The following is a 26267-nucleotide window of genomic DNA, read 5'->3' on the forward strand; positions in this document are numbered from 1 at the left end:
TAAACAAGAAATAATGGTCATTTTACTTTTTCTATAAAATTTTCAACTTCTTTTTGGTGATTTTAAGATGATAACCTCTTTTTCTTTAGAAAGCTGTTCAAGTCTGTCTAATTTTTGGTCTTTTCGTCTTCGAATATTCCCAAATCCATTTAAAAAACTCAAAAGAAAACCTTTCTTCACAACCTTCTCCCATATCTGGTCTCGTTTTATTTTGGTATTTAAGCATTCTTTTAAATGCACGATACACGCAAATTGTTCTCGGAGTATCAAGAAATATTATTGTATCAGCTGAATTCAGCCTTATATCCATTGTCCCACCATAGTTCCCATCAATAATCCATCCTACTTTTTTCACTAAATCATTTTGAACTTTTATTTGTTCATCTTTAGTAACACCTACCCAATTAGGCTTCCAGAATAATGCATCAAGATGATAAACGTTTATTTTTAACTTTTCTCCTAATCGCCTTGCCAAAGTAGATTTTCCAGAACCTCCAGAACCAATAAGTACGATTTTTTTCATTACATACCTCCCTTCCCTTATAAAAACGAATTAATTCTATAAAAAAATATTAACTTCTACTTCAACTCCCTCAGTTAATTGAATAAGAAAAATACTTTACTCATCCAGCAAATTTATGCCTCGGTTTTTAAAAAAAGTTTGATCATTTTCAATTTTTATAGCATGAGGAACAGAATCAAATAATGAACTAATCGACTCCCTGTTATGAATTCTTACAATTGCCTCTGCAAATAATGGAGCTACTGAAATAATCTTCACTTTCTTAGATATTATGGACTTGTTTACAACAGAATCGGTGCTAATAACCAACTCGATAGGACTATTATTTATCTTTTCTGCCCCCAATTCACTTAGCATAAGATGGGATAATAAAGCATATATTCTTTTTGCTCCCCTTTCCTTTAATCCCTTTGCTAAATCTACTAATGTCTCACCCGAGATGCTAAAGTCATCAACTATAAGAGTATTTTTCCCTTCTACGTTACCAATAACCTCCAATACTTTTGCCTTTTCATCATGAGATTTCCTTGTTTTATCTCCAATTGCAACAGGCACCTGTAAAGTTGAAGCAAAATTTCTTGCTTGTTTTGCAAAGCCTACATCTGGAGAAACAACTACCAAATCTTCTATCTTCAAACTTTTTACATAATCACAAAGAATAGGAAGCGCAAATAAATGGTCTACTGGTTTTTTAAAGAACCCTTGAATTTGCGGGCTATGTAAATCCATTGTTAGTATTCTATCAGCCCCGGCCAGCTCAATGCATTCTGCACAAACCCTTGCTCTAATCGAAACTCTTGGCTCATCTTTTTTATCACCCTTTGCATATCCAAAGTATGGAATAATGGCCGTTACTGAATTTGCACTTGCTCGTTTAAAAGCATCCATCCAGAAAAGAATCTCGGTAAATTCATCATTAGGATTTAACCCTATTGGTTGGACAAGATAAACATCTTTATCTCTTACTGTTTCATTGATTTTCACAAAAATGTTCCCATCAGAAAATTTAATTACATCTGATCTCCCTAGTGCAATTCCGATGTATTCACACATTTTTTGTGCAAAGGATTTTCCTGTACTTCCACCAAATATTTTTATTTCTTCATTCGACAAAAGAAGACCTCCCTAATTTCATTTTTGCATTAAGTCCAAGAGTATCTTATCAATGGAACAATATTTCATTCGAATTATGAACATTTTGCTTTCAAAATAGATTACATAAGCTACTTCTCCAAACTAGCAAAAAAAACCTTTATTAAATGAAGGTTTCTTTCCTTTAACTCATGCTAGATAGGCCAATGTGTTAACCAACAAAACTGCTCCATTAATGTATTTAAGTTATGCCAATCGAGCAAAGCTTGCCAAGAAACATGCTATTAGTGACTATAATGGAACTGTGGCTTAGAACATTACACTGATAAATAAACTGATGGGTAAATGAAATAAGACCGCCAAAATTGGCGATCTCTTCTTATTGAACTAAAGCCCCTGATAGTTAAACAAATATCTTTTGGAAAATTCTTTTGGGTTAGAAGGCTGCGAAGTTCTTTGTCAGAGAGCATATGATGCTTTGTTTATTTTCATGACGCCGAATCCTGTTTTAAACGATTAACTAATTCCAAATTTTTATATTTTGACGACATGCTCTACGTCGCGAAAAAATCAAAAAATAAGTTTATTTTCTGTTCCTGAAAGCAGCCTTTGTATATTTTCCATATGCTTGAAAATAACCATAAACGCCATTAGGCACGCAAATATATTAAAATATAAGGTATGTCCAAAAGCAGGAATAAATGAAATAGCCGCAATAAGCATTGTTGCACATATTGTGCCTAAAGAAACATAACGTGTTAAAGCTACTATTGTCACAAAAAAGCCAAGGCATAAAAGAGCAATAACCCAGTCCACCATAAACAGCACAGCCACTGCTGTTAGTGCCCCCTTGCCCCCTTTAAACCTAAAATATACTGGCCAGTTATGCCCTATAACCGCTCCTGCGCCTGCCGCTAAAAGGCTTACGCAATCTTTAGCCTCTCCCGAATAAAAGTACACGTCAAGGAACAAGCCTATAAAACAGGCGACTATCCCTTTTAATATATCTCCCGCAAGAACAAACACCGCAGCAGATTTCCCAAGTACCCTCAGAGTGTTGGTAAGCCCAGCGCTTTTGCTTCCATGGCTTCTTATGTCCTTGCCGTATATTTTCCCTACAATCACCGCTGTATTAAGGCTACCTAAAAGGTAGCCAAAAGCTAAGGATGCAATAAGCTTTAAAATATCAATCATCACGCTTCCCCCTTGGGATTATTCTAATTTCCTTTCATTTCTCCATCAATATACGGTTCATCCGTCACCAAACTTGCCTACTTTACCCACCGGTATATCAATGAACGACTACGGCCAAATATCTTGCCAAGCATGTTAAATGAACCTTTACCCAGCAAAATAGAATAGTATTACCAATGCTCTTAGTGCTGCTATTTTTTCATCGCTTCTTTCATCGCCAACTATGAAGTTCATTCCACACTCTTTACATATATAACGCTGTTTTCCCCCGTACTTTGCCATTCTTTGTGATGTGTTCGCTTCCACAATTCTTACATTTGATAGTTTCCATATAATTTCATCTTCTGGCTTCATTATCTAGTTCATATACCATATTTATTTTATTAAATGGAACAATATCCTCTTCCACAAAACTGCTTCGTTAGTTCAATAAGAAAAAAGAGCTCCCTAAGAAGCCCCTGTTCTATAAGAACCAATATAAAAATAAAATTAAGAAAATACACTAACCCATAGTTCGTGATTGGAGTTATTTGTAGATTATTTCACTGATTTTCAATAACACTTTATCGCTTAATCAATACCGACAAGTCACCCTCAAATACTTTTTCTTCTTTATCATTGAAAGTAGTTAACAATACAGTAAGGATTCCCGTTTCATTTTTCTTCGCTTCTTTATCAATAACCTCAACAATGGTATGTAATTCATCATTAGGATACACAGGCTTTATAAATTTTATATTATTCATTTGTGTTCCAGCAATGACATCATCATCATAAATGCCTTGTTCAACCCAGAGCTTAAATGAAATGGCTAAGGTATGTATACCAGAAGCAATGATTCCATTAAACCTTCCCTGATTTGCTTTTTCCTCATCCAAATGCATATATTGAGGGTCAAATTCTCCTGCAAACCTCGTAATATCCTTTTTTGTTAATTTGAATGACTTAGTTTTGAACACCTGTCCAATTGTAAATCCATCTAACTTCATAAGTACACCTCTAATTTAGAAATCTTTCTTTGTACTTGTTTATATTAAAGTAGCATCAGATACTCATCAAGGAAAAAAATAGTCAAATCATAATTATAATTGTAAATACCTTCTTTCACATACTGCTCCGATAGTTGAACAAAGATATTTTCACACTTTATTATTGTATAGAAATAGCCCTGCGATGCCGGGCTCTATTCGTTAAAAGCAACCTAGCCATTAGGTGCTTTTAATTGGCGGTCTCATCTTTTTGAACTAAAGCACGCTTTATGGAGGTTGATTTTTGACCGTATTTATTGTAAATAACGAAACAAAAACAGCCTATTTCCTAACTTTGTTTACTTATTATATTCTGTAAGTAATTATAGTTTTCAACGTAAACAAAGATAGGACTTTACTTGGAGGGGGGAGGTAATAAAACAACGGCCTCAGCCTTTCAAGATCAATCATGCCCATAGAGGCTCTAAGTCAAGTCCTTAAGCGCTTTTCTTATATGTAAACAATGATAAAGGGTGCACCATATCAATGATTTGAAACGGATACTATACATAAACTTCCGTTAGTTGAAGAAACCAACTCAAATTTTTTTTCTTAAAGAGACTCCCAATAATGTTTGTTATTTAGGTTTTTAACACACCATTGATAATGCCCATCTTTGCAATTGTGAGAATAAAAATTGGCGGAAATAAAGCTATATATTAGAACATAGAAATATAATCTTTTTCTAACATCTTCGCCTAATGTAGAAATAATTATGTTTAAATATCTCTCATATATATTTGCATTTAACTCATTATACATATCAAAACATACCCATCCTATTGCAATATCATATAAGTTATCACCGTACATTGTCATCAATCCCAAATCAATTAAACCTGTAACCATACGACTCTTATTAACCATTAAATTCCCAGGATAAAAATCTCCGTGAATTAAAGAGTATTCACCTTCATAACCCATTGACAAATTTTCTACTAATTGATTAACTTTTGCATCGTAATTCACGACATCATTTTTGAAATATGGCTCCAGTTCCTTTTTTTTCCTAAAAATTATTTCTTTCAATAAATCAAACCAACTATTTATTTTTAGTAAAGAAACCTGATTATCATTGAATAGAGTAAAACCTTCAAGATTATATTTTATTTTTACAGATTTCAATTCGATATTTGCATTAAGATATGTTTCCATCATTTTATTTTGTTCGTTATAAGTCATCTCTGAGAATACACTTTGTAAATCACTACCCTCAATTCGTTTTTCAATAGTAACTAAAATATCGTTTTCCACAAATGTATCGTAAATATAAGGAAGCTCATAGCTCAAAGAATTTGAATTAAGATTAGAATAGAAAATCTTTAGGATATTTTGCTTATTTGTATCGGACATATCATTATACAATTTCAATACTTTATTATTGTCATAAGCATAAACCTCAGCTTCCATTCCAGAACCTAAAAAATCTGATTTAGTAACATTATATTTATCCAATATCATTGATTTAGCATTGATTTTTGTCATCTACTAACACCTCTTAATTTTCTTGTTTGCTTAATGTACTAACCTGCTTCGTTAGTTCAATAAGAAAAAGCAGCTATCGTTATAACTCCTTTGTTCAACTCTTGCACCCGTTTAGCACACTTTTTCAAGCATTTCCAAAACTACTCTATTACTAGGAGTGTATCGGACAAAAGTTTTTCTTTTATCATATTGACTTGTTCAATCATATGTCCAATATTCCCTTCCCCAGCAAATAGTGACATATCAAAGAAGTTTTGATTCAAACCAGACCAGTATAAAACATTTTCGTCTCCTGAAACAACTACATCTTGTTTTAATCTTCTAACATAAACTTCGACGTAGCAATTGTGAATATAATATTTATAATCCATCAAGTGGTGGAGCGTGACATCTTCTTTTTTAATGCTAGTTTCTTCTAAAAGCTCTCGGTAAGCAGATTCAATACCGGTCTCTCCAATCTCGATTTTTCCTCCTACTAGATTACTTAATCCTTTGTACGGTTTTTTTATTCGTTCGCACATTAACAATTGATTCATATCCTTACTGTAAATCATAAGAACGTTATATCCTTGCATTTAGATTATCCCCCTTCTTGAAAAAAGATTAGCTCTAGTTTCTATAAACTCCCTCAGTTTGATACGTTTATCTCTTAAATGCTAACCTCTTCTCACGATTTCATAACCGTTTAATTGGATTAGTTGATAAATAAAATGGCGTGAGGTGAGATCGTTTTGGCTTCGTATAGGCAAAGTTAAGTAAAGGAGTTAGCTTCTAATCCGCATTTTACCATATGATGCACATCTCCACACCGCACTTAGAGGCTTTCCTCCTATGTCTCATGCTGTTATGCTAACCTAAGATGGTTACAATGCTTTTTTTTAAGAAACCGGTACTCCTTCCATATTTAAAATCCTACGATTAAAACAACATTCAAATTTTATGTTGATTTTTTTAATAATGATACATTTAACTATGAGGAGAAACATTAATTATAAGCGCTTTCATATTATCTTTAAAACACATTTCGTTATTCAATTAAAGCCCCTATAAGTTAAGCAAAAGGGGCTGAAAATAACTCCATATATAAATGGATGTTATACCTTACAATGTCATGGCATTAAAAAGCCGATTGATTTTTATTAAAACCAATCGGCTACTAGAATTTTTATGTGTTTTCAATACACAATTTACGATGTTATACTCTCAGTTTTAATCGCCTGTCTTGCGTGTAATTTTTTCATTACAAATCTTGCTATTGGCTGTGCAATTAACAGCTCCATCCAAAATGCAACACCAAAGTTTCTAAACCATGCTTGAAAGAAGTTCTGAAAAGGTTCTAGGCTTATTTTTTGTGTACCAACCCAAGTTCCTATAATTGTTAGAAGAATGGATAAAACCGTAACATTCAATAGAGTATTCAATAAAACTCTGGCATTAAATCCATCTGTTTGTCCTACGAATTTTGGCAACACCTTGCCAACTAAAGGTCCTGCAACCAACCTTACTAACAAAACAACTATTATCCACATAAACGGGATAATCTTTAGCGTATCTAAATAAACTGCTTTGCTGAATCCACGTTCTAACCCCATAATAATCGGGGCGATAGTGTTTACTGAAATGATTGAAATAACAAATAAAAATAACATACCTTCTTTTGCATTTTGAGGCAGCCTATCTTCTTTATACATATTTTTCCCTCCGAAATTAAAATTTCAGATGGTAGACGTATCATGCGACATATATTTTTGGTCAGTAAAACTACCAATATCTCCACACACTGATTTAACAATTATAACAACTTTTTAAACAAATGAACGGATTTTTAAAACATTTTTTGATAATCCTTGATAAAATCAACTTTATTTATATCTAGTACCTTATCAATATGTCTATCATAGATTTTTTATCATTTCAGGAATAGGTGTGCTCCTAAAATGATAAAAATTTAATACATCACCACCAATAATATCTTTAGTTTTGACTCGTCGCTAAAGCCTTTGCCAATTTTTCATCAAAGAGTAAAGTTGACAATAATCTTATCCTAGAGATGGCATTGCAATTGGAATAAAACTACCCCAATCAAATGTCCATTGTTTATGCTGTTTATTTACAATTATCAACTTTGGTATTTTTCGCATGGAAAATAAGGCGTTATACAAATTATGCATAAAATCTTGTATATAACGCCTAATTAGAAGAATAATTTACCATTACCCATTTACCCACATCAATTGAAGCACTATTTTTTTATAATAATCGATAATTTATAGCTCACATAATTGCTCAAGCTTGTCAAATATTCATCTAATATTTCATTAGATGGAAATTTGCATTCGAGAAGATAACAACTTTCCCCACTGATTTTGTAGTTATTTATGACATATTGTTCATGTTTTTTTATGAACGATAAATAAGGTTGATGATTCGTGCTTTTCGTATAAACGTGTATAATTGCGTGAACAGAATATCCCATTTTTGCTTGATTAACTTTAATGCTATACCCCTCAATAATCCTATTATCTTCTAACTTCGCAACCCTGGCAGAAGCAGCCTGTCCAGTCAAATGGACTTTTTCACCTAATTCCTTCATCGTCATTCGGCTGTTCTTGGAAAGCTCTTCTATGATTCGGATATCCGTGCTATCTAACATTTAGTCAAATCCTTTCAATAATCAAGTGAAACTGCTAAAAGACTTGATTTTATCTATGTAAGTCAAAAGTGGTTTTAGTATAAACTATATGTACATTAAAGAAAAGGAGCTATTTCATATGAATATCCAACAAATTCGAAATGCAACTTTAGTTGTCCAATATGCAGGAAAGAAGTTTTTAATAGATCCATTTTTGGCTAAGAAGGGTACTTATCCGCCCTTTCCCAATTCATTAAGACAAGATCAAAATAATCCTTTAAGCAGCTTACCAACCTCCATTGACGATATTATTATTAATGTCGATGCTGTCATTATAACTCATCTACACTTTGATCACTATGATGATGCCGCCAAAGAGATACTGCCAAAAGATATGAAAATATTTGTACAAAATGAAGAAGATGCCATAGTAATTAAAAATGATGGTTTTAAAAATGTAGAGGTTTTACATGAAAAAACAGTCTTTGAAGACGTCCACTTAATTAAAACAGAAGGCGAGCACGGTAGAGGAGAAATATTAAAACTTGCAGGTCTAGTGTGTGGTGTTACCTTTAAGCACCAAAGTGAGAAAACTCTTTATGTGGCTGGAGATACTGTTTGGTATGAAGCTGTGCAAGAAGTAATTGATACCCACAAACCAGAAATCATAGTTGTAAATGCTGGAGATAATCAATTCCTAGAAGGCGGTTCCCTTGTAATGGGGAAAGATGACGTTTATGAAGTGTATAAAGCTGCCCCTGATGCAAAAATTATTGCAAGCCATATGGAAGGTGTAAATCATTGGACATTATCAAGGGAAGAATTGAAAAGATTTATTAATGAAAAAGGAATTACCACTAATGTTTTAGTACCAGATGACGGAGAATCATACTCATTTTAAGAACCAGAACAGACAAAAAATTTTTTTGTCTGTTTTTCATTACTTTTTATTAAAAACAGCCTGCATCTTTTGTTTAATAAAAAAGATTGGACATCATGTATAAGAATAAACGATTATACACCATATCATTTACTTAATAATGCATAGATCTTTATAAACATACTGGCATTAGATGCATGAATTGGCTGCCAAATACAACTTTGGTAATCACAGAAAGAGCCCGATGACAAGAGGAATTATTGTTGTGAATAATACAACCGGCATCAGATCGAAATACTCACCAGCTTCTTCTAATAGAACTTATCTTTCATTACATATATGAGTCAATTTCATAAATAACTATTTAAGTAAAATACACGAACGTTAAGATATAGGGGAAACAAATTGTTAGCCAATAGAAATTTCCTATTTAGTTGATTGGAGCGAAAGGCGGCGACTCCTGCCGAATTAGCGGGACAGGTGAGACCCCGCAGGGCGCGGAGCGATCGAGGAGGCTCACGGCCCGCCCCGCGGAAAGCGTCCGCCTGGAGCGCAAATCAACGTTGTTCGGGTTCTAATACTGAAATCTCTATTGGCAAATTACTTCATATAATAAATAAAAGCACTCTGATGTTTCAATACTCAATAAACTAACCTTATTAATTTATCCTGCTTTGTTAGCTTAGGATCACCAATGAATGAGAGATTAAATATCTTCGCGAAACCTGTTATACATCTACTAAATCTATTTCATTTTAAATTATATTTTTCTCAGGAATTTTATATAAGTAACGAATTTGATGATTGCATTTGAATGGCTCTTCAGTTTCCCCGTGTTCATTATTAATGATAATAATGTATATCAACATTTCTACTTTAATCTTCTACCCTTCATCAATGAGTTTAATATCACTGACAAAAACCTTCATAAAGAATAGTTCCCCGTAACTTAAAGATCAAGTGAAGTTTTATCTACTTTTTCCGTCCAATATAAAGTAAGTGAGACGACATCCCAAGAATATAAGGGTCTGTCGCTTTTTCTTTTATTAAATCAATCATTTTTTCTACCTCTTGTTCGCCTTTTTCTCTCCAGTAATTCCAGCTATCATGGTTTAATATAGCTCCTACATTTGAACCTATCAATTGTAGACCCTCAAATCCATGTGCTTCCATAAACGGATTAATATCTTCAATATTAAAATAATACGCATCTGTAAAACGACCTTCATCTGCATGGTTAAAACAACCTGAATTGGAAAATTGAATAATGGTATCCATATCATCATTTGGCTTCCAATTTTCAGGAGATAAAAGTGATGTAAAGATATGTCGTACTCTTGGCATAAAGGCGACAAAAACAAGTCCATTCTTTTTTGTAACTCTATTTAATTCTTTAACTGCTTTAATGCGATCTTGCTCTTCCTGTAAATGATACATTGGCCCTAGCATCAACGAACCGTCAAACTGTTCATCTTTGATCATTTTAAGCTCTCTAGCATCTGCTGCATATAAACCTTCAAATTGTTCCTCTAAACCAAATTCTTTTACTTTGATTTTCGCAATTTCAACTAATTTTTGCGTTAAATCGGTTAATGTTACTTTATGGCCTTCTTTAGCAAGCTGGATTGAGTATTTTCCAGGTCCCGCTCCATTATCTAGCACACAACCTATTTTGGGCATATATTTTTTTATGTAATGCCAATTTACTTGGAATTCAATCGATTCCCTATCAAGCCTTCCCCATTCATCAAATTGATTGTAATAGTTAATTATTTTACTCATCAAATTACACCTGGTTTCGTTGTTTTATTTAAAATATTCTATATACAAACATACTTGGGTCTTTAGGTTTTCATCCTTTGTTAAATACCAAGGTGAATCGCTTCTCAAGTACTACCAGTATCTCTCTTTTCTAATAGCCCTTCACTGACACCATCAACTGGAACTTTCTTTATTTTCGAAATCGTTTTTGTATGTATACCAACGCTTCAAGCAAGATCAAAACAATTTTCAACTAGTGCTTTAATAAATTGTTAATACTCATAAACAGGCATATCTTATTTTCCATTTATATGAAACTTCTAACACCTACATTATAATTCGTTAAGGCTAACATTATGTAGTCCTTACGATCTATTCCTCCTAGTACTTAATCTTTCTCAGGTCGACGCACCATTAGACAACCAAAAAAGATGCTATGGAGAAAATGTAGAACAGCAGATTAAAGATCATTAGTAAATACAACAGAAATAGCAATTGACCTGTTTTTTTAAGACTTAAGATTAACTCTTTCTCTGAGTAAATATGGAACTGAAGATGTACTCTTTATCAATCCCTTTGAATCTCTTGTTATATGTATGTATCCTCTGCGTTTTGAGAATCCATCCAAGTGATTTCTTCATTTTCTTCTGGTATTGAAATTAGCCTATCTGCTTAGTACCATTTATAGTAATTCCATTACACAGATCTGTGTTTTCAATATCACTAAGCATTTGAAAAATAATGATATTCTAATTTAAATTCTATTATATTCATGTTCTAAAATACTATATAAAAGAGAGTCACGCCAGCCATCTTTTAATAATAAGTCTTCACGCATTTTACCTTCATTCGTCATACCGACTTTTTCTAAAACCCTTGATGAACCTATATTTCTTGAATCACAGGTAGCATAAATCCGGTGAAAATGAAATTCTTTGAAACCGATTTCAATTAAAAGTTTAGCTACTTCTGTAGCAATTCCCTTTCCCCAATAGTCTGGGTTTACAATATATGCGATTACTCCTGATCTATTTATTGTATCCTTAATAATAAGCTCACCTGTACCAATCATTCTTTCATTTTCTTTTTCAATGATCGCAAAAACAAAACGAGTTCTTATGTCCTTATTAGCATCAGCAATAATTTGTTTTACAAATGCTTTTGATTCTTCCTCCGTATTCGGTCCCCATGGTTGATATTGGCAAACTACTGATTGTGATGCATATTTATGAACATCGATCCAATCATTTTCTTTTATTTCTCGAAGATATAATCTCTCAGTGTTTATTTTTAATGTCATGAAAATATCTTCCTTTCTATGAAATAATGTATTTTATTTCGTTCCACCAATAATTGAATCTGCAATTTTATTAGGTCGATGTTGTTTAACATACATGTCCTCTGAAATCATCCAATAATTCCCCCAAATTTCAAGTGCATTTTCTCCATCTCGTGCAAGACCTCTCAATAGACGTGGTTCTCTTGGACAATCCATCCATCTTTTAAAATCATATAGATTAGCTCCCATATTACGAATGGAGTAAGCCTCAATTGATTAAAAGGAATTAACTGTCCATTTAAAGACCAAGAATAATTGCTTCTTTAGCAAAACGAAGATTTTGTTGTAATAATCTCAAACCAATTCCAACAGATCTCACGTGGTATACCTCCACGAACAGTACCGTTTTCATCTTTAAGAAGCAAATTAACTTCTTCATATCTTTCTCTTAAATCAATCTATCTTTTAGGTTTATTCCTGAGCATCAACAAAAAAGGTTTTTCGAATGCTTAAAAAGTTCCGGAGTATCAGGTTCAATTGTTACTTAACTCACCAGAATGTTTGTATTCAAATAGCAAACACGCTAAAACGGATAGATTTATTAATCCAATTTCGGAGATCTGAAATTAGCCCGAATAGGCAAGTAACATTATTTATCAGTACTTACACACCATTAACAGGTTTCCATCAGCGTCTTTAAAATTAAACCATTGATTATGCTCGATTCCTGTTGTTAATTCTACCTTTTTATCTTTCATATACGCATATGCATTTTCTATATTATCTGTAGATAATTGAAATGTAGGAGCTGTATATATATTATCTTCGGAAAAAATCTTGCTATCTAATACAAGCCCCGTTCCATGCATTGGAACTATAAACAAATGACCGAATAGTATTTCTCCGTCCGCAGGAAGACCAAGTATGTCACAATACCAATCACGTGCCTTTTCAATATTACTTACGGGAATAAAAACTGTACCAATTTGGTTAAATATAGGATTCATTCACTACCTCCAATAAGTGATGCAAGTTTACTTACTAATCATTTTTAAAAGTGTTTTTCCTTTTCTCGAATTTAATTAAAATCATGTAGTCAGACACATATTTATTCAATTGCACGTGTTTATTGTCTATAAACCTTTTATCGACTATCTCGATTTAACAAAATTCTATCAAAACTAAAATCACTATCCTAAAATTATCCTACTAATTTCTCGATCATTGACTGAGTGTTACCAATCTAGCATAAAAATCAATAACAAAAAGCCGCAAAAGATATCATCACAACTCCTGCAGCTTTTTTTAAGTCAATAACTTGGTGGCATCAACAGGTTTGTCGCAATATCCGCTAATTGGATAACCGTTATATGTATGCTGATTGTCCCCCCTGATGAGAAAAAGTTTCAAGCGTTTATACTTTGATCATATTTCTCCCTCAAACGCTTTATATCTTCTCTAGGTGGTAAACCAAACATACGGGAATATTCACGGCTGAATTGAGACGGACTTTCATAACCTACCCGAAATGCGACATCAGTGGCATCTGTTGACTCGGATAATAATAGACGCCTTGCTTCCCGGAGTCGCAGGTGTTTTTGAAACTGAATAGGGCTCATAGCGGTTACCTCTTTAAAGTGCCTATGAAGTGAAGAAACACTCATATTGGCTATTTCTGCAAGTTCCTCAATACGAAAAGACCTATCATAGTTACCTTTGATTTGTTCTATAACGTCTCTGATTCGATAGGTATAGCTTCCTTCTATTGCAATTTGTTCCAGTGTAGCCCCATGTTGCCCTTGCAGAACCCGATAAAGTATTTCCTTCGTGAATAGGGGCGCAAGTATCGGGATATCTTTAGGATTATCTAGCAAACGAACTAACCTGATTACCGCATCTAAAATAGATAACTCTATCGGACTGACAAACATAGCACGTTTAGCTTTTTCTTTAGGGACAATATCAATTTCAGAATCACTTAAAACCTCTAAGATTTGATTTGGTGTAAATTCAAGCTTGAAAGACAAATACGGAACGTTAGTAGATGCCTCGATGACTTGGCCAGTAACAGGTAAGTCAACGGATGCAATAAGGTAATCGCCGGGACCGTATAAAAAGCGTTCCTGTGCTAACAATACCTCCTTCGCACCTTGAACGACAATACATAAGGAAGGCTTTTGAACCCCGTAATTTGGTGCAGTAACATTAGGTTTATGAATTAAAAATAAAGATGGAATAGCAGTTTCATGAACACCATCCTGCTCGGAATAACGCTCTATTAGCTTGGCGAGCTCATCCTGCTGTTTATATATTTGCTTAGACATACAATCCTCCTCGTTTTTTCTTTATTGGTTCCATTATAATGCATATTTGTATGTTGAGTAAGTGTTGTGAGAGAATTAGGCAATCATTTGGGACAAAAGAGATAGCGCTTGCTTTTTCATTCCTGTCATAATAATGATATATCTTTCATGTATGCATGGCATTTTTTGAAGGCATTATATTTTGCTTAGAAGGTGGTTGGACCCGATTTGTATCAATGCAGGCTCATAGCAATCTATTATATTGTGAAAGAGAGATGCTGCAGATTTATAAAGAAGAAAAAGTCGGTGTGATTCCGTGGAGCCTGCTTGCAAAAGGAAGATTAATGTGTGATTAGAGGAAGTGATGCATCGTTCCGTATTCGCTAAAATTGTAAAAAGGTTTTACTTCATAACGTCCGAGTCAGTCCGAAAAGGTCGTTGAACGAATACCGGAAGTGTTGGGAAAGCGAGGTGTAACGGGACTTCAATTTGTACTTGGGCTAAAAACAGAATCAGTTACTTCTCTTGGGCTACAAAAAGTCACATCTCAAAATACGGTAGCAGCACTTTCAATTTAGTTAAAACCTACAAAACTTGTTCCTTGAAGAACCGTATTTTCCAGGTCAAGTGGTTGATTTGAAATATTTGTTGTTCCAATGAAAATAGGAATAGAACAGTTTTTTCACCTGAGGAGGAAATGAAACATGGAACGCCTATGGACGAGGTCCTTTATTCTCATGACCGTCGGAATGTTTTTCCTATTCACCGGATTTTATATGCTGTATCCGACATTGCCGCAGTATATTAAGCAGATGGGAGGTAATGAATCGCAGGTCGGTCTGGCTATGGGTGCGTTTATGCTGTCTGCAGTTGTTCTTCGGCCGATTATCGGCGGCCTACTGGATCGCTTCGGCAGGCGTCCGTTTATCGTCTGGGGCCTCTTATTCTTTGCCGTGGCGATGTATATGTATGAATGGATTGGCGGAATCGTGATTTTGATGGCGCTTAGAATATTGCACGGAATGACTTGGGGCGTTACCACAACATCCATCCTTACGGCAGTTACGGATATGATCCCTTTGAAACGCCGCGGAGAAGGGTTAGGATGGTCCGGAATGGCGATGACTCTGGCTATGGCAATCGGCCCGATGTTCGGTATTTGGGTTTCAGGGAACTTATCGTACCATGCCCTGTTTCTTTTCGCCGCAGGCCTCTCTGCCACAGCGCTTCTATTGACGCTTGGAGCAAAAATGCCTTTTCAGCCACAGTCTGGAGTAAGGAGAATTGAATTTTTCGAAAAGTCGGTCTTGCCTGTCACGACATCGGTTTTTTTCCTATTTATCGCTTATGGTGGCATCACTACCTTTATACCACTATTCGCTGAATCGATACAAGTCAATTCCGGCACATTCTTTCTGGTCTATGCCGCGACACTTGTCTTGGTCCGTCCCATTGCTGGAAAGCTTTCAGACCGGTATGATGAAACATCTGTCATTGTACCGGGCCTGGTAATTACGATATCGGCTTTGGTAGCCTTAAGCTTTTCAACCGGATTGTTCGGTGTGCTCGTATCGGCAGTGCTTTACGGTATTGGTTTCGGCTCCGCGCAGCCGGCCCTTCAAGCTGCAACGATACGTCTTGTTCGTCCAGAACGCACAGGGGTAGCTAATGCCTCTTTTACGACTGCTACCGACCTCGGCATCGGTCTAGGTGCAATGATACTAGGTTGGATCTCACTGAACACGAGTTATCAGGTGCTTTTCACGGTCAGTGCCGTGTCGGTCGCGTTTTCCTTGATGCTTTATTCTTTCTTTGTAATACGCTTGTTGAAAAACAAAGGGTTTTCTCATCTGAAAAATGAATCCCTTCCCTCGGAAACAAGTTGAAGTAGGTTCACTATAAGGTTGTCTCTTTTAAAATGTACAACATAAAAGAAGTGAAATATTCGTAATCTCGATATAGTCCGATTAGTATGTGTTCACCGGAAACGGAACATCATTTTTATCCCAAGCTTTTGAACGTGTATTCTTTGTTTTAAATCATCGTTTATGATCGAGTGATTCGGCGTTTTCTGTTGAGACTGACAGGAGGAAAATAATCTTAATGAATTACAGGAATTTGTTTTCCTTTTCTTCATTATAGATTTGTTCACTATTAAATAATTCTGGTTTAATTACGATTAAAAGTGTTTTCTTTCTATCTATAATTATAGAGAATCACAATATGGAAAGTGAGGTCCAAAGAGATGGAATATATGAAACTTGGAAATACAGGCTTGGATGTATCACGGATTTGTCTTGGAACTATGGGATTTGGTGATGTGAGAAGCGGATTTCATCCATGGGTGCTTGATGAGGAGAACAGTCGTCCTGTAATAAAAAAAGCCCTTGAGTTAGGGATCAATTTTTTTGATACAGCGAATGTGTATTCAAACGGAACAAGCGAGGAATTTGTTGGGCGGGCTCTGAAAGATTATGCCGATCGAGATGAAATTGTCCTCGCTACAAAGGTTCATTTTCGTATGCATGAAGGTCCAAATGGAGCTGGGCTTTCCAGAAAAGCCATTATGAGTGAAATGGATAAAAGTCTTATGAGACTAGGAACAGATTATGTGGATCTATACCAAATTCACCGCTGGGATTACAATACTCCCATTGAAGAAACGATGGAAGCATTGCATGATGTGGTGAAGGCTGGGAAGGCAAGATACATTGGTGCTTCTGCAATGTACGCATGGCAGTTTTCAAAGGCGTTACATGTAGCGGAGAAACATGGATGGACTCGCTTTGTATCCATGCAGAATCATTATAACCTCATGTATCGTGAAGAGGAGAGGGAAATGCTGCCACTTTGTAAGGAAGAAAAAATCGGTGTGATTCCATATAGTCCACTTGCATCAGGAAGATTGACGCGTGATTGGGAGGAATCAACACATCGTTCCGAAACCGATCAAGCTCAGAGAGCTAAATACGATGCTACTGCTGATGTCGATCGATTGGTTGTAGAGCGGGTTGCAGCAATCGCAGAAAAACACAGTGTTCCACGTGTTCAAATTGCACTTGCCTGGTTGCTACAGAAAGAACCAGTAACAGCTCCTATTGTCGGTGCTACAAAATTGAATCATCTTGAAGATGCAGTAGCTGCTCTTTCGATTACATTAACACATGAAGAAGTTGCATTTCTTGAAGAGCCGTATGCACCGCACCCTATAAGTGGTTTTAATTAATCAAGATGTTGCTGTAAGAAAGAAGAAGAACGCAGAGATACCGTTTTTATCCATTCGGTATTTCTGTGTTTACTAGTCACAACCAAATGAAAGATCAAATCTGATAATATGATTTATCATCTTTTTTAATAAACTATTTGTGGATTCTTATAAGGAGGACAGAACTTGTATACACGATTAAAAAATCTGTTTTCCATCAAAGGATATAGCGTATTAGTTATTAATATGCTGCTGATTGGTATTGGTATTTCTATTACATCGCCGTATATACCTCTGTTTTTAACAAAGGATTTTGGAATGAGCGCGGGAGCCTTTGGTATTTTCATGGCGATCAGTTCATTAAGCGGCGTGTTCGTGAACTCGCTCATTGCTAAACATTCGGATAGCGGAATGGATCGAAAATGGATTATTATTTTTGCCACGCTTTCCGCTGCTTTAGGATACGCTTCGTATCTTGTGTTTAATAACTTCTTTATTCTACTGGTTGTTGTCACCCTTTTTATGGGATTAGCTTCACCGGCCATGCCGCAAATCTACGCATACGCACATGAATCGGCAAATGCAAGTAAATCCGATGACAAGACTTTTGCGATGTCTACATTACGTTCGCTTATTTCTCTCGGATTCCTAATAGGACCATTATGTGGAACGTTTATTTTAGCACTTGCTGGATACAAGGGAATCTTTCTTGGAACATCCGCCATTTATCTTACAGTTGCATCTCTTGTACTCTTGTTTTTACATAAACGAAAAGCGGTTCAAAGCAATACCAAAAAGAAAAAGAAATCAGGTACTTCTTGGTTCAAAAATAGGCAGATTAGACAGCCACTTATCGCCTTTTCCTTTCTGTTTGTCATCAATACCATTCACTTGATCATTACGCCGTTGTTTATTGTGAATGAACTGCATGGGACGCCTAGAGATGTCGGATTGGTAGTTAGTGTTTGTGCTGGTTTGGAAATTCCTATTATGCTTGCAATCGGTGCACTAGGAAAAAAGATATCGAATCATACCCTGCTGATTTATGGCTGCATCATCGCAGTGATCTATTACATCATTTTAAGTATATCAACGCACCCTTGGCAGTTGATCCCAGCGCAGCTTCTGCAGGCAACATTTGTAGCTATTGTCATGGGCAATGGACTAAGCTATTTCACGGAACGGCTGCCCGATTCACCGGGACTGGCCACAACCATCTTTTACAACGGGTCCACGATTGGAAGGTTATTAGGTAGCTTGGTCGGAGGATTCATTGCCCAGTTTTTAGGGTTTCGTTATGTTTATTGGGTGTGTCTGGCACTTGCAATTCTCTCGTTCTTTATCCTATGGAGAACAAGAACCCATGGAGAAATAGAAGTATCCACAGAACACACTCGATCTGTGTAGTCTACAATCATATATTTACGCATATTTTAAAAGGGCAAGAATACATCAAGATAAGGAAGACACTATAAAAAAGGGTACCACCGTATTAGCACACTTTTTCATTTAATTTCTTTGTAGAATCATTAAAATTGTGAGCTATTCTTCAAATTTTATAACTAACTAAAATAACAATCAAAAGAAAAAAACGCACCGAAACTACCCATTTATCCATTTTTCTCGACAGTAATATTAATATAAAATTCGGTCCAATCTAAAAAGGAAGAATAAGTAAAAGTAAAATGCTACCTCAAAAGCTCTTTACTTTTACTTAACTCCTGCAAGATTTCATTGCATTATTCTATCCAAAATCATTTCACGACATTTCCATCTTCTTCGATAAAATCCGAATTTGGAATACCACCATTTTTAATCATATTTTTTAATGAATAGATATTATTCTTTTCGCAAACAGCAAATACTTTTCTTATATAATTCTTTAGTATTATCGATTGATAATGCTAAAGAATTATAGCGTATCCGTTTTGATTATCAGAGGGACGAATACCATAACCAATATGCCTCCACCACGCTTTATAATAAATCAGTTAATTGATGTCGTATTTTTACAACTCCAAATATTTTTCTATCTTCAGTTATTAACCAATAAGTTGAATCAGGTACCCTACCTTCTGAAAGATTCATACCATTTTTATTATCGGTCAAATACTTTATCAAACCTTCAAAGTTTGATTGGTATTTTTGTATAACTCAAGGTATCATGTTCTGTTCTCCCCACTGTCTATCCACTCATTATAATAAGAGAGATATTCCATTTTTAGATCAACGTTATTAATTTCAGCTGATTACTCATAAATGCCTCCCCTCTTTTTAATGTTTCTTCTAAATCCCTATAATTAAAGCTTCTCCTTAATGATTTAGTTTCTTCTTTTGCACGCAAACTTGAATTATTTATTCTAATGAACAGAATCCCTTTTTGATCTCAACAGTTTAATTTAATCAATTTCGAATAATCTATATAATTAAAGCAAACTATTCTTTTATCCTATCTATTTGAATTGACATATTGTATACACCTGTATACAATTGACATTATTAACGCTCGTATACAATTGTATACGAAGAAAGGGGGATTATAATGAGAAATGAAAAATTTAAGGATTTTAAGAAAGAAGGACATCATCGTGGTGAGCGTCACAAAGGGAAAGATGGTTCACAACAACGCGGCGCAAAAACATTTCGCCGAGGGAGGGCAATTGCTTTTTTGGAGATGATGAATCTAAAGCGTGCAACCATTAAGCAACAGTTAGACGAACCAGAGTTTCGATCTATTAATCAAATTTTAGTCGGTGAATTAAAAGCCATTGATATGGTAATCAACGAATTTAATCATTTATTTGAAATACACGAAAGTGAAGCAATGGAAATACCCAATAATAAAAATGAAGAAACGGAAACATCTGTAATGAATAGTAAAGTTTCTTTAGAGAATAGTGAGAAAGGAATTGATTTGAATGAAACAAATTAACAGTTATATTGATTCAGTATTTCATAGCCAAGATGAGCTTTTGGAGGAAGTCGTTTTGTCCATAAAAGAAAATGGAATGCCTTCTATATCGGTATCTCCCTCCTCTGGAAAACTTTTGACCATGCTTATATCAATTTCAGGGGCTAAAAATATTCTAGAAATAGGAGCTTTAGGGGGCTATAGTGGAATTTGTCTTTGTAGAGGATTCGGTAAAGAAGGAAAATTAACCTCTCTTGAATTGGAGGATAGATATGCAAAGTTAGCACACAACAATCTGTCTAAAGCTGGATTTGGCGAACGAGTATCGTATATTACTGGGCCAGCATTACAAAGTCTAGAAAAACTAGTTGGCAATAATAAGATTTTTGACTTTTTCTTTATTGATGCTGATAAAGAAAATTATGAAAATTACCTAGAGTATTGCATAACACTGGCGAAACCGGGTGCTTTATTAGTGACTGATAACGTACTTGCGGGCGGTAGTGTAGTAGACCAAAATGCTCAACCTAAACGTTATACTGAATTAATGAAGAAATTCAATGAAACTGTGGCTAATCATCCTAAATTAGAATCCTTGCTTATTCCAATCGGTGATGGAATGACCATTTCAAAAGTAAAAAATTAAAAAAACTGCGGGAACGCTGTCCTTCTTTTCTTTGAATCTTAATTATAGGTAAAAGAATTGTCATTTGATGGCATAATCCCTTGTATAACATTAAATAAATTTACAAATCCTGTATTACTAAGGGATTTGTAAATTTATTTATTCTATTCCTTTTCTTTGTTATATCCTTGTTCGCCATACGGTTGAAGTTGATTTAACCATTTATTCTCTAGTTCAAGCAATGCTTCTTTTTCATTAAAATACGGATCGTCTTTCTTTTTGAGTGTGTCTAATATGTCAAAACTGAAAGCGTCCTTTCCGAATTGGAGCCAATCAGCTTGAAGTGTTTTGTTCATGTATGCGTCATTTTCAAGACTGAATTTTATACCGTTTAATGTCTTTAAATTTTTTGTACTTCCGACAAAGATTTTTCCGTTTTCATTATTTTTAATTTGATATACCCCAGCCTCAACTGTTATTTCTTTATAAAGCTGCTTTAGTTGCTTTTTACGATCCATTCTATTCACTACCTTCATTATTTTTTCAGCCAGTATTGGCTCCCGTCTGCTTTTCGATCAATCAATCCGTATTCGATTAAATATCTCCTGATTAAAACATAATCCTCATAGACATCTTTCAAAATTTGATTTAATTCCTTTTCATCATAAGTACATTCACTTTCTAACCTCTTTGTGATTTCCCGAAGTATAACAAGTCTCTGCTTTTCCTTTGGAGGGAATTTTTTTAATCCTCCATTTAGTTCTTCAGGAAAGAATTTTTGAATGATTCCCTTTTGTTCTTCTTCTGTAATATTATATCGATCGTCCACCATTCTGGCTGTTTTATGAGGGGCTATAAAAGCTGGCGCATACTGGTCTTTTTCTTTTAATAATTCCATAATTGTTAAAAAGGTCTTTGCTTGACGTTCTTTCTCTTTTAATGCAAAACGGTGATGCCTAATTGTAGAAGTACTTCCTATGCCTGTCTCCTCTTGGATCTCCTTATCACTTTTCCCCTGATAAAAAAGACGTAGGAGATGATTCTGATGGTCAGTAAGACCTGTCAGTTTCTTATCAAGTCCTATTAAGTACTCGAATACCGATTCGTGGGTAACTTCAATATGAAGCCGCATATACCTTTCTGCTTCATAAAGAATATTCTCATGAGTATAAATAATTCCTTTTTCCATTTTCTCGCCACATAATAGGCATATATAAGAACCCGACTTTTGAATATATCCTTTTTTAAGTTCTACTATTGACGCGTTCCAAAAAAAGTCTGAAACATTCATTATATAAACACATCCACTCTTTGTTATGTAATCTCGAAACGTAATCGTTAATCGTTTGCCCTATAACCAACATAATAACTAAAAGTTTATAAAAAATCAATAGTCCATTAAATTTCATATTTTATATTCCATAGGAAAATTAGTTCAATTTTCAGGGGACTTAGCTAAAAAGTGACATTAGTTGAATAAAAAAATCGATTCCCGAACATATAGAAGGAAATCGATTTTTTTGATTTAAGTTTGTTTAGCATATAAAAATTCCAACAAGTTTGTCCTACCCATTTTATTTATGATGCATGGTATTTCCGCTAAATCTTCGCAGTAAAATCGCCATCAACTCTATCCAAATGAAAATTCTTTTTCCAAATACTTTTCATTCCGACAATTGTAAATGCATTAACATCATTTACCGGATGATCTCCAACAATACGAATTGGGCAAAACCATCTTTTTATTAAATATATATTTAGTTTAAACAGTTAAAACCTGATTTTAACTATTTAAATTAGGAGCGATGTTATATAAAAAATAGCGTTATTTTTTATATGGTCAACCTGTAGGTTAAGTAAACTTTATCTGAACTGCTTATTTGCAGCATTAACAAAAGAATCGATGAATTTCGTAGAGAATGTAACACTTTTGAACTTGGTTGCAGTAATAATTGGCATTCTCATATTGAAGGAAAAGTTTACCGTTACGGTGGTGAAGGGCTATCAAGCAGAAGGAAAACCGGCTCAACGTTTGAAAGCTCGAGATGTAGTTGAAATCCCTGAAGGAGTTAAGCACTGGCAAGGTGCCACAAATAGCTGGTTTGTTCATTTAGCTCTTATTGGTGACCCAACAAAACCTACATACTTGAATGGAACCAGTTAATGATGAACAATATAAAGAAGCAAATAAATAGTGTGTTAGTATACAAAAAACCTTGTCTTATGTCTAATGAATGCCAATTTAGGAGTATCTTGCACCTATTCTACCATAAATATATAGAAAAATACCTTAGTTGGCTACAAGAGAATTTAAAAACAAAGTGTTTTATATTGACAAAAATTTTTATTTATGCTATAATTTACAGTTAAAATATTCTTGTATATAATAAGATTCTCCTGGCCAGGGGAATCTTATTTTTAGTATATGGGAGGATTAAGGTATGAAGAATAAAGAATCAAGTTTAACTTCCTTAATATCAGCTTTTGGTCGAGCATACCACAGTAATTATGATACACCAAAAATTTTTGATGATTTTATTGCAAGAGACTTAATTACCCAAAAAGAATTTTCACATATTCGCGAGAACATGATTAAAGGAATTCAATTTTTTAATAAAGAAATTGCAAAGAAACTTGAACATCATCCAGATGAAATTTTAAAATGGATTACCCAAGTCCAACTTTCTCCAACTCCTTTAGCACGTGCTGCCTACTGCGAAAATGTATTACTTCATGAAATATCGCTAGGCTTGACACAGTATGTCATTCTAGGAGCTGGATTAGATACCTTTTGTTTCCGACATCCAGAATTAAACGACAGCTTAGAAGTATTTGAAGTTGATTATCCAGCCACACAAGACTCTAAAAAGATAAGGTTAGCAAATGCTAATTATCAAAATTCGGAAAATCTTCATTTTGTTTCAATGGATTTCACCAAAGATTTTACTATTCAAAGTCTTGTTGAAGAATGTTTTATGCCTAATAGAAAAACTTTCTTTAGTTTTTTAGGTGTTTCTTATTATTTAACTAAAGAGGAAAATGCCAACTTGATTAATAAATTATTTACCAAAGTTCCATCAGGAAGTTCTATCGTTTTTGATTATGCAGACGACAAACTTTTCGAGGAAAAAGGAATGTCTAACCGAGTGCAAAATATGGTTAAAATGGCTTCAGCTAGTGGTGAGCCTATGAAATCATGTTTTACTTATGATGAAATGGAGGAAATGCTAGAAAACTCAGATTTGCTTATTTATGAACATTTATCACCTATTTCTATTAATAATCAATTCTTTCGTAATCGTACAGACTATTTGTCTGCATTCGAAACGATTCATTACATCCATGCTGTAAAACAGTAATATTTCGGTTACTAACCGACTTACCTCTCAATCTTCCCTATGATTGAGAGGTTGTACTTATTTTTATCTATGTTTATTTATTTTAAATTTCCTAACTATAAGTTATTCCACAAAATGATACCCATTTTTTTGTTTCTTACGCCACTTTCATGATAGCGAGATCGAATAGGAGGAAAGATACCCACATTAGTAGAATTATATAAACAACCAGTTAAAAATAAGAGGAAGTGACCCATGAACTACAAGGCAATTATTTTCGATTTGGATAATACTTTATTAAATTATTCTGTTAGCGAATTAAAATCGATGCAATACACAGTGCAAGAACATGGATTAATTCAAAATGAGGCGTTTATCTGGGATACTTTTTGGAAGGTCTATAGTAAAATCAATATGTCTTATTGGAATGCGAGAAAAAAAGCCGGCTATAGTATCTATCAAATGCTGGAATATTCCTTTCAAGACACGCTAAATGAGCTTAAACTAGACACTTCCGCATCAATGATATTAGCTAATTTATATTGGGATACATTTTGTCAAGCATGTGATTTTGAAGACTATGCAAAGGATTTGTTATCTCAGCTACACGGCAAATATAGTTTAGCGATTATCTCTAATGGCATAGGTGAAGCACAAAGAGGTAGACTCGCAGCAGGAGGAATCGATCACTACTTTGATACATTGGTTATTTCAGATGAAGTTGGGCATTGGAAACCAGATAAAAAAATATTTGACGAAGCCTTAAAACGATTAAACATAAACCATACTGAAGCCTTGTTTATAGGAGACTCATTGATTGATGATTATCATGGCGCAGTAAACGCCGGATTAGATTTTTGTTATTATAATCGATCGGCAACACCTATTGTAAAGAATATTAGTCCCAAATATGTAATCGACAATTTAAAAGCAATCAGCAACTTTATTAAAGTTTAATCTTTTCTGGAAAATTATTATGAAGTGGCGCTTGGCTTAAGCCTTCCATGTAGGTTAGATATGTTCTTCATTATTAACTAAAGAATCTTAATCGCATCTTTAAAAAATTCAATAAATATACTGGCTTCCTTTGTTTCAACTTTTGTTAAAATATAAGTTAAGGATGTTGGTGAGATAATACGATATGATCTTATTTCCAATAGTTAATTCTTTCTGATTTCATCTCTAACTATTGTGGATGGTGTATAAGATATTCCAAGTCAAGCTTCTATAAATCTTTTTGTAATTTCCATTTGGTTGACTACCATTGTTCGATATCCGGATAATGTTTTTTAATATCGCCGAGCAGAGTACCCCAATAGTCAGGATGATTATGTGTAATTAATCTATATTTCACTAAGACGATGGGCTCATTGGACCTATCCCCTTTCAAATGCAGATTTGGTCCTACTAAAATGACAGGCTTGCACAATATGGAAATTTATATTTGATTGTATCGGTTTTATTCAGCCAAGGTCAGCCCTTTCTGTATTGATTTCCTCCCCTATTTGATAGGATTTAAATACTTTTATAATGACTTCAATATTAGGGTTTGCCTTGATAAAAAGTCGGAAAAAAGATAGCTAGATAGATGATGCAATTTGTGGTGCCGATGCAATAACTAATTTACGATTATAGCCTTGTTTCCATGACTCAAAGTCCTCTAGTCCTTGCTCATATTTTGCCATTATATCTTTAGCATATGGAAGAAAATGAGGACCAGCAGATGTCAGAGCAATTGTTTTCGCGACTCTTTCTATAAGTGGATATGGAAGATCTTCTTCTAGTCCCTTTTTATTTTTCGTGATGGTGAACTCCGCTAGAAAAAGTTCTTCTGCAGTTTTACGGAAATTTTCATACATCGCAGTAATAAATGTTTTCAACCATTTTATATCCATATCATCTCTCTCATTGTAATAACAGTTAGTTATCAATAATCTCAACTTTTGTTAATATTCATTATTATCTCTATCAAGTATAATGGAGTTAACAGGAATATACAGTAGATTTCGAA

Annotated in this window: 25 protein-coding genes and 3 pseudogenes; 9 read left to right on the forward strand and 19 right to left on the reverse strand. The window is 34.4% G+C overall.

Annotation, left to right across the window (positions count from 1 at the left end; translation table 11 throughout):
• Positions 1-17: 17 nt before the first annotated feature.
• From MHB53_RS04330 to MHB53_RS04370, 9 genes and pseudogenes are all read right to left on the reverse strand, one after another.
• A pseudogene (locus MHB53_RS04330) lies at positions 18-523 on the reverse strand (DNA topology modulation protein).
• A gap of 96 nt (positions 524-619) precedes the next feature.
• Positions 620-1636, reverse strand: a complete 1017-nt coding sequence (locus tag MHB53_RS04335; RefSeq protein WP_340915920.1) for a ribose-phosphate diphosphokinase — start codon at positions 1634-1636, stop codon at positions 620-622.
• A gap of 549 nt (positions 1637-2185) precedes the next feature.
• Positions 2186-2809 carry a glycerol-3-phosphate 1-O-acyltransferase PlsY gene (plsY, locus tag MHB53_RS04340; RefSeq protein ID WP_340915921.1) on the reverse strand — a complete coding sequence of 208 codons (624 nt, stop codon included), beginning with the start codon at positions 2807-2809 and terminating at the stop codon, positions 2186-2188.
• A 147-nt stretch (positions 2810-2956) separates the two neighbouring features.
• Positions 2957-3163 carry a hypothetical protein gene (locus tag MHB53_RS04345; protein WP_340915922.1) on the reverse strand — a complete coding sequence of 69 codons (207 nt, stop codon included), beginning with the start codon at positions 3161-3163 and terminating at the stop codon, positions 2957-2959.
• 209 nt (positions 3164-3372) lie between these two features.
• Positions 3373-3798 (reverse strand): MaoC family dehydratase, encoded by a 426-nt coding sequence (locus MHB53_RS04350; RefSeq protein WP_340915923.1) that lies wholly within the window; start codon positions 3796-3798, stop codon positions 3373-3375.
• A gap of 591 nt (positions 3799-4389) precedes the next feature.
• Complete coding sequence (locus MHB53_RS04355) at positions 4390-5322, reverse strand: aminoglycoside phosphotransferase family protein (RefSeq protein WP_340915924.1); 933 nt, start codon at positions 5320-5322, stop codon at positions 4390-4392.
• A gap of 140 nt (positions 5323-5462) precedes the next feature.
• Positions 5463-5897: an NUDIX hydrolase gene (locus MHB53_RS04360; RefSeq protein ID WP_340915925.1), complete on the reverse strand. Its 435-nt coding sequence runs from the start codon at positions 5895-5897 to the stop codon at positions 5463-5465.
• A gap of 612 nt (positions 5898-6509) precedes the next feature.
• Positions 6510-7013 carry a hypothetical protein gene (locus MHB53_RS04365; RefSeq protein WP_340915926.1) on the reverse strand — a complete coding sequence of 168 codons (504 nt, stop codon included), beginning with the start codon at positions 7011-7013 and terminating at the stop codon, positions 6510-6512.
• Positions 7014-7564: 551 nt separating this feature from the next.
• On the reverse strand, positions 7565-7975 hold the full coding sequence (locus MHB53_RS04370) for an Lrp/AsnC family transcriptional regulator (protein ID WP_340915927.1): 411 nt from the start codon (positions 7973-7975) through the stop codon (positions 7565-7567).
• 118 nt (positions 7976-8093) lie between these two features.
• Here MHB53_RS04370 and MHB53_RS04375 point away from each other — a divergent pair, with 118 nt between their 5' ends.
• Positions 8094-8855, forward strand: coding sequence for an MBL fold metallo-hydrolase (locus tag MHB53_RS04375; RefSeq protein ID WP_340915928.1), 762 nt, complete (start codon positions 8094-8096; stop codon positions 8853-8855).
• 951 nt (positions 8856-9806) lie between these two features.
• On the opposite strand, the gene MHB53_RS04380 is transcribed toward MHB53_RS04375, so the two are convergent.
• The 6 genes and pseudogenes from MHB53_RS04380 to MHB53_RS04405 form a co-directional block, all read right to left on the reverse strand.
• Positions 9807-10616, reverse strand: a complete 810-nt coding sequence (locus MHB53_RS04380) for a class I SAM-dependent methyltransferase (protein ID WP_340915929.1) — start codon at positions 10614-10616, stop codon at positions 9807-9809.
• Between the two features lie 733 nt (positions 10617-11349).
• Complete coding sequence (locus tag MHB53_RS04385; RefSeq protein ID WP_340915930.1) at positions 11350-11895, reverse strand: GNAT family N-acetyltransferase; 546 nt, start codon at positions 11893-11895, stop codon at positions 11350-11352.
• Positions 11896-11928: 33 nt separating this feature from the next.
• A complete protein-coding gene (locus MHB53_RS04390; RefSeq protein WP_340915931.1) occupies positions 11929-12063 on the reverse strand; it encodes a hypothetical protein in 135 nt (44 codons plus the stop codon).
• Between the two features lie 161 nt (positions 12064-12224).
• Positions 12225-12329 (reverse strand): annotated as a pseudogene (locus MHB53_RS04395) (GNAT family N-acetyltransferase); the annotation flags it as partial.
• A 201-nt stretch (positions 12330-12530) separates the two neighbouring features.
• On the reverse strand, positions 12531-12881 hold the full coding sequence (locus MHB53_RS04400; RefSeq protein WP_340915932.1) for a VOC family protein: 351 nt from the start codon (positions 12879-12881) through the stop codon (positions 12531-12533).
• A gap of 399 nt (positions 12882-13280) precedes the next feature.
• On the reverse strand, positions 13281-14198 hold the full coding sequence (locus MHB53_RS04405) for an AraC family transcriptional regulator (RefSeq protein WP_340915933.1): 918 nt from the start codon (positions 14196-14198) through the stop codon (positions 13281-13283).
• 683 nt (positions 14199-14881) lie between these two features.
• Here MHB53_RS04405 and MHB53_RS04410 point away from each other — a divergent pair.
• From MHB53_RS04410 to MHB53_RS04420, 3 genes are all read left to right on the forward strand, one after another.
• Complete coding sequence (locus MHB53_RS04410) at positions 14882-16063, forward strand: MFS transporter (RefSeq protein ID WP_340915934.1); 1182 nt, start codon at positions 14882-14884, stop codon at positions 16061-16063.
• A gap of 359 nt (positions 16064-16422) precedes the next feature.
• Positions 16423-17403: an aldo/keto reductase gene (locus MHB53_RS04415; protein WP_340915935.1), complete on the forward strand. Its 981-nt coding sequence runs from the start codon at positions 16423-16425 to the stop codon at positions 17401-17403.
• 165 nt (positions 17404-17568) lie between these two features.
• Positions 17569-18789, forward strand: coding sequence for a sugar efflux transporter (locus MHB53_RS04420; protein ID WP_340915936.1), 1221 nt, complete (start codon positions 17569-17571; stop codon positions 18787-18789).
• A 347-nt stretch (positions 18790-19136) separates the two neighbouring features.
• Here the strand turns inward: MHB53_RS04420 and MHB53_RS04425 are convergent.
• A pseudogene (locus tag MHB53_RS04425) lies at positions 19137-19601 on the reverse strand (GNAT family N-acetyltransferase).
• A gap of 323 nt (positions 19602-19924) precedes the next feature.
• On the opposite strand from MHB53_RS04425, the gene MHB53_RS04430 reads away from it, so the two are divergent.
• Together MHB53_RS04430 and MHB53_RS04435 are read left to right on the forward strand one after the other, a co-directional pair.
• Complete coding sequence (locus MHB53_RS04430) at positions 19925-20314, forward strand: hypothetical protein (protein WP_340915937.1); 390 nt, start codon at positions 19925-19927, stop codon at positions 20312-20314.
• Positions 20301-20939, forward strand: a complete 639-nt coding sequence (locus MHB53_RS04435) for an O-methyltransferase (RefSeq protein WP_340915938.1) — start codon at positions 20301-20303, stop codon at positions 20937-20939. The genes MHB53_RS04430 and MHB53_RS04435 overlap by 14 nt, the downstream gene beginning before the upstream one ends.
• Positions 20940-21082: 143 nt before the next feature.
• On the opposite strand, the gene MHB53_RS04440 is transcribed toward MHB53_RS04435, so the two are convergent.
• Together MHB53_RS04440 and MHB53_RS04445 are read right to left on the reverse strand one after the other, a co-directional pair.
• A complete protein-coding gene (locus MHB53_RS04440; RefSeq protein WP_340915939.1) occupies positions 21083-21436 on the reverse strand; it encodes a GIY-YIG nuclease family protein in 354 nt (117 codons plus the stop codon).
• A 17-nt stretch (positions 21437-21453) separates the two neighbouring features.
• Positions 21454-22209, reverse strand: a complete 756-nt coding sequence (locus MHB53_RS04445; RefSeq protein WP_340915940.1) for a DUF2087 domain-containing protein — start codon at positions 22207-22209, stop codon at positions 21454-21456.
• Between the two features lie 639 nt (positions 22210-22848).
• Here MHB53_RS04445 and MHB53_RS04450 point away from each other — a divergent pair.
• From MHB53_RS04450 to MHB53_RS04460, 3 genes are all read left to right on the forward strand, one after another.
• Entirely contained in the window at positions 22849-23082 is a 234-nt protein-coding gene (locus MHB53_RS04450) for a hypothetical protein (RefSeq protein WP_340915941.1), read from the forward strand.
• 277 nt (positions 23083-23359) lie between these two features.
• A complete protein-coding gene (locus MHB53_RS04455) occupies positions 23360-24277 on the forward strand; it encodes a class I SAM-dependent methyltransferase (RefSeq protein WP_340915942.1) in 918 nt (305 codons plus the stop codon).
• A 234-nt stretch (positions 24278-24511) separates the two neighbouring features.
• Positions 24512-25213, forward strand: coding sequence for an HAD family hydrolase (locus MHB53_RS04460; RefSeq protein ID WP_340915943.1), 702 nt, complete (start codon positions 24512-24514; stop codon positions 25211-25213).
• 623 nt (positions 25214-25836) lie between these two features.
• On the opposite strand, the gene MHB53_RS04465 is transcribed toward MHB53_RS04460, so the two are convergent.
• Positions 25837-26151 (reverse strand): LysR family transcriptional regulator, encoded by a 315-nt coding sequence (locus MHB53_RS04465; RefSeq protein ID WP_340915944.1) that lies wholly within the window; start codon positions 26149-26151, stop codon positions 25837-25839.
• Positions 26152-26267 lie beyond the last annotated feature (116 nt).

It is taken from the genome of Bacillus sp. FSL K6-3431, from assembly GCF_038002605.1.
Lineage (GTDB): Bacteria > Bacillota > Bacilli > Bacillales > Bacillaceae_C > Lederbergia.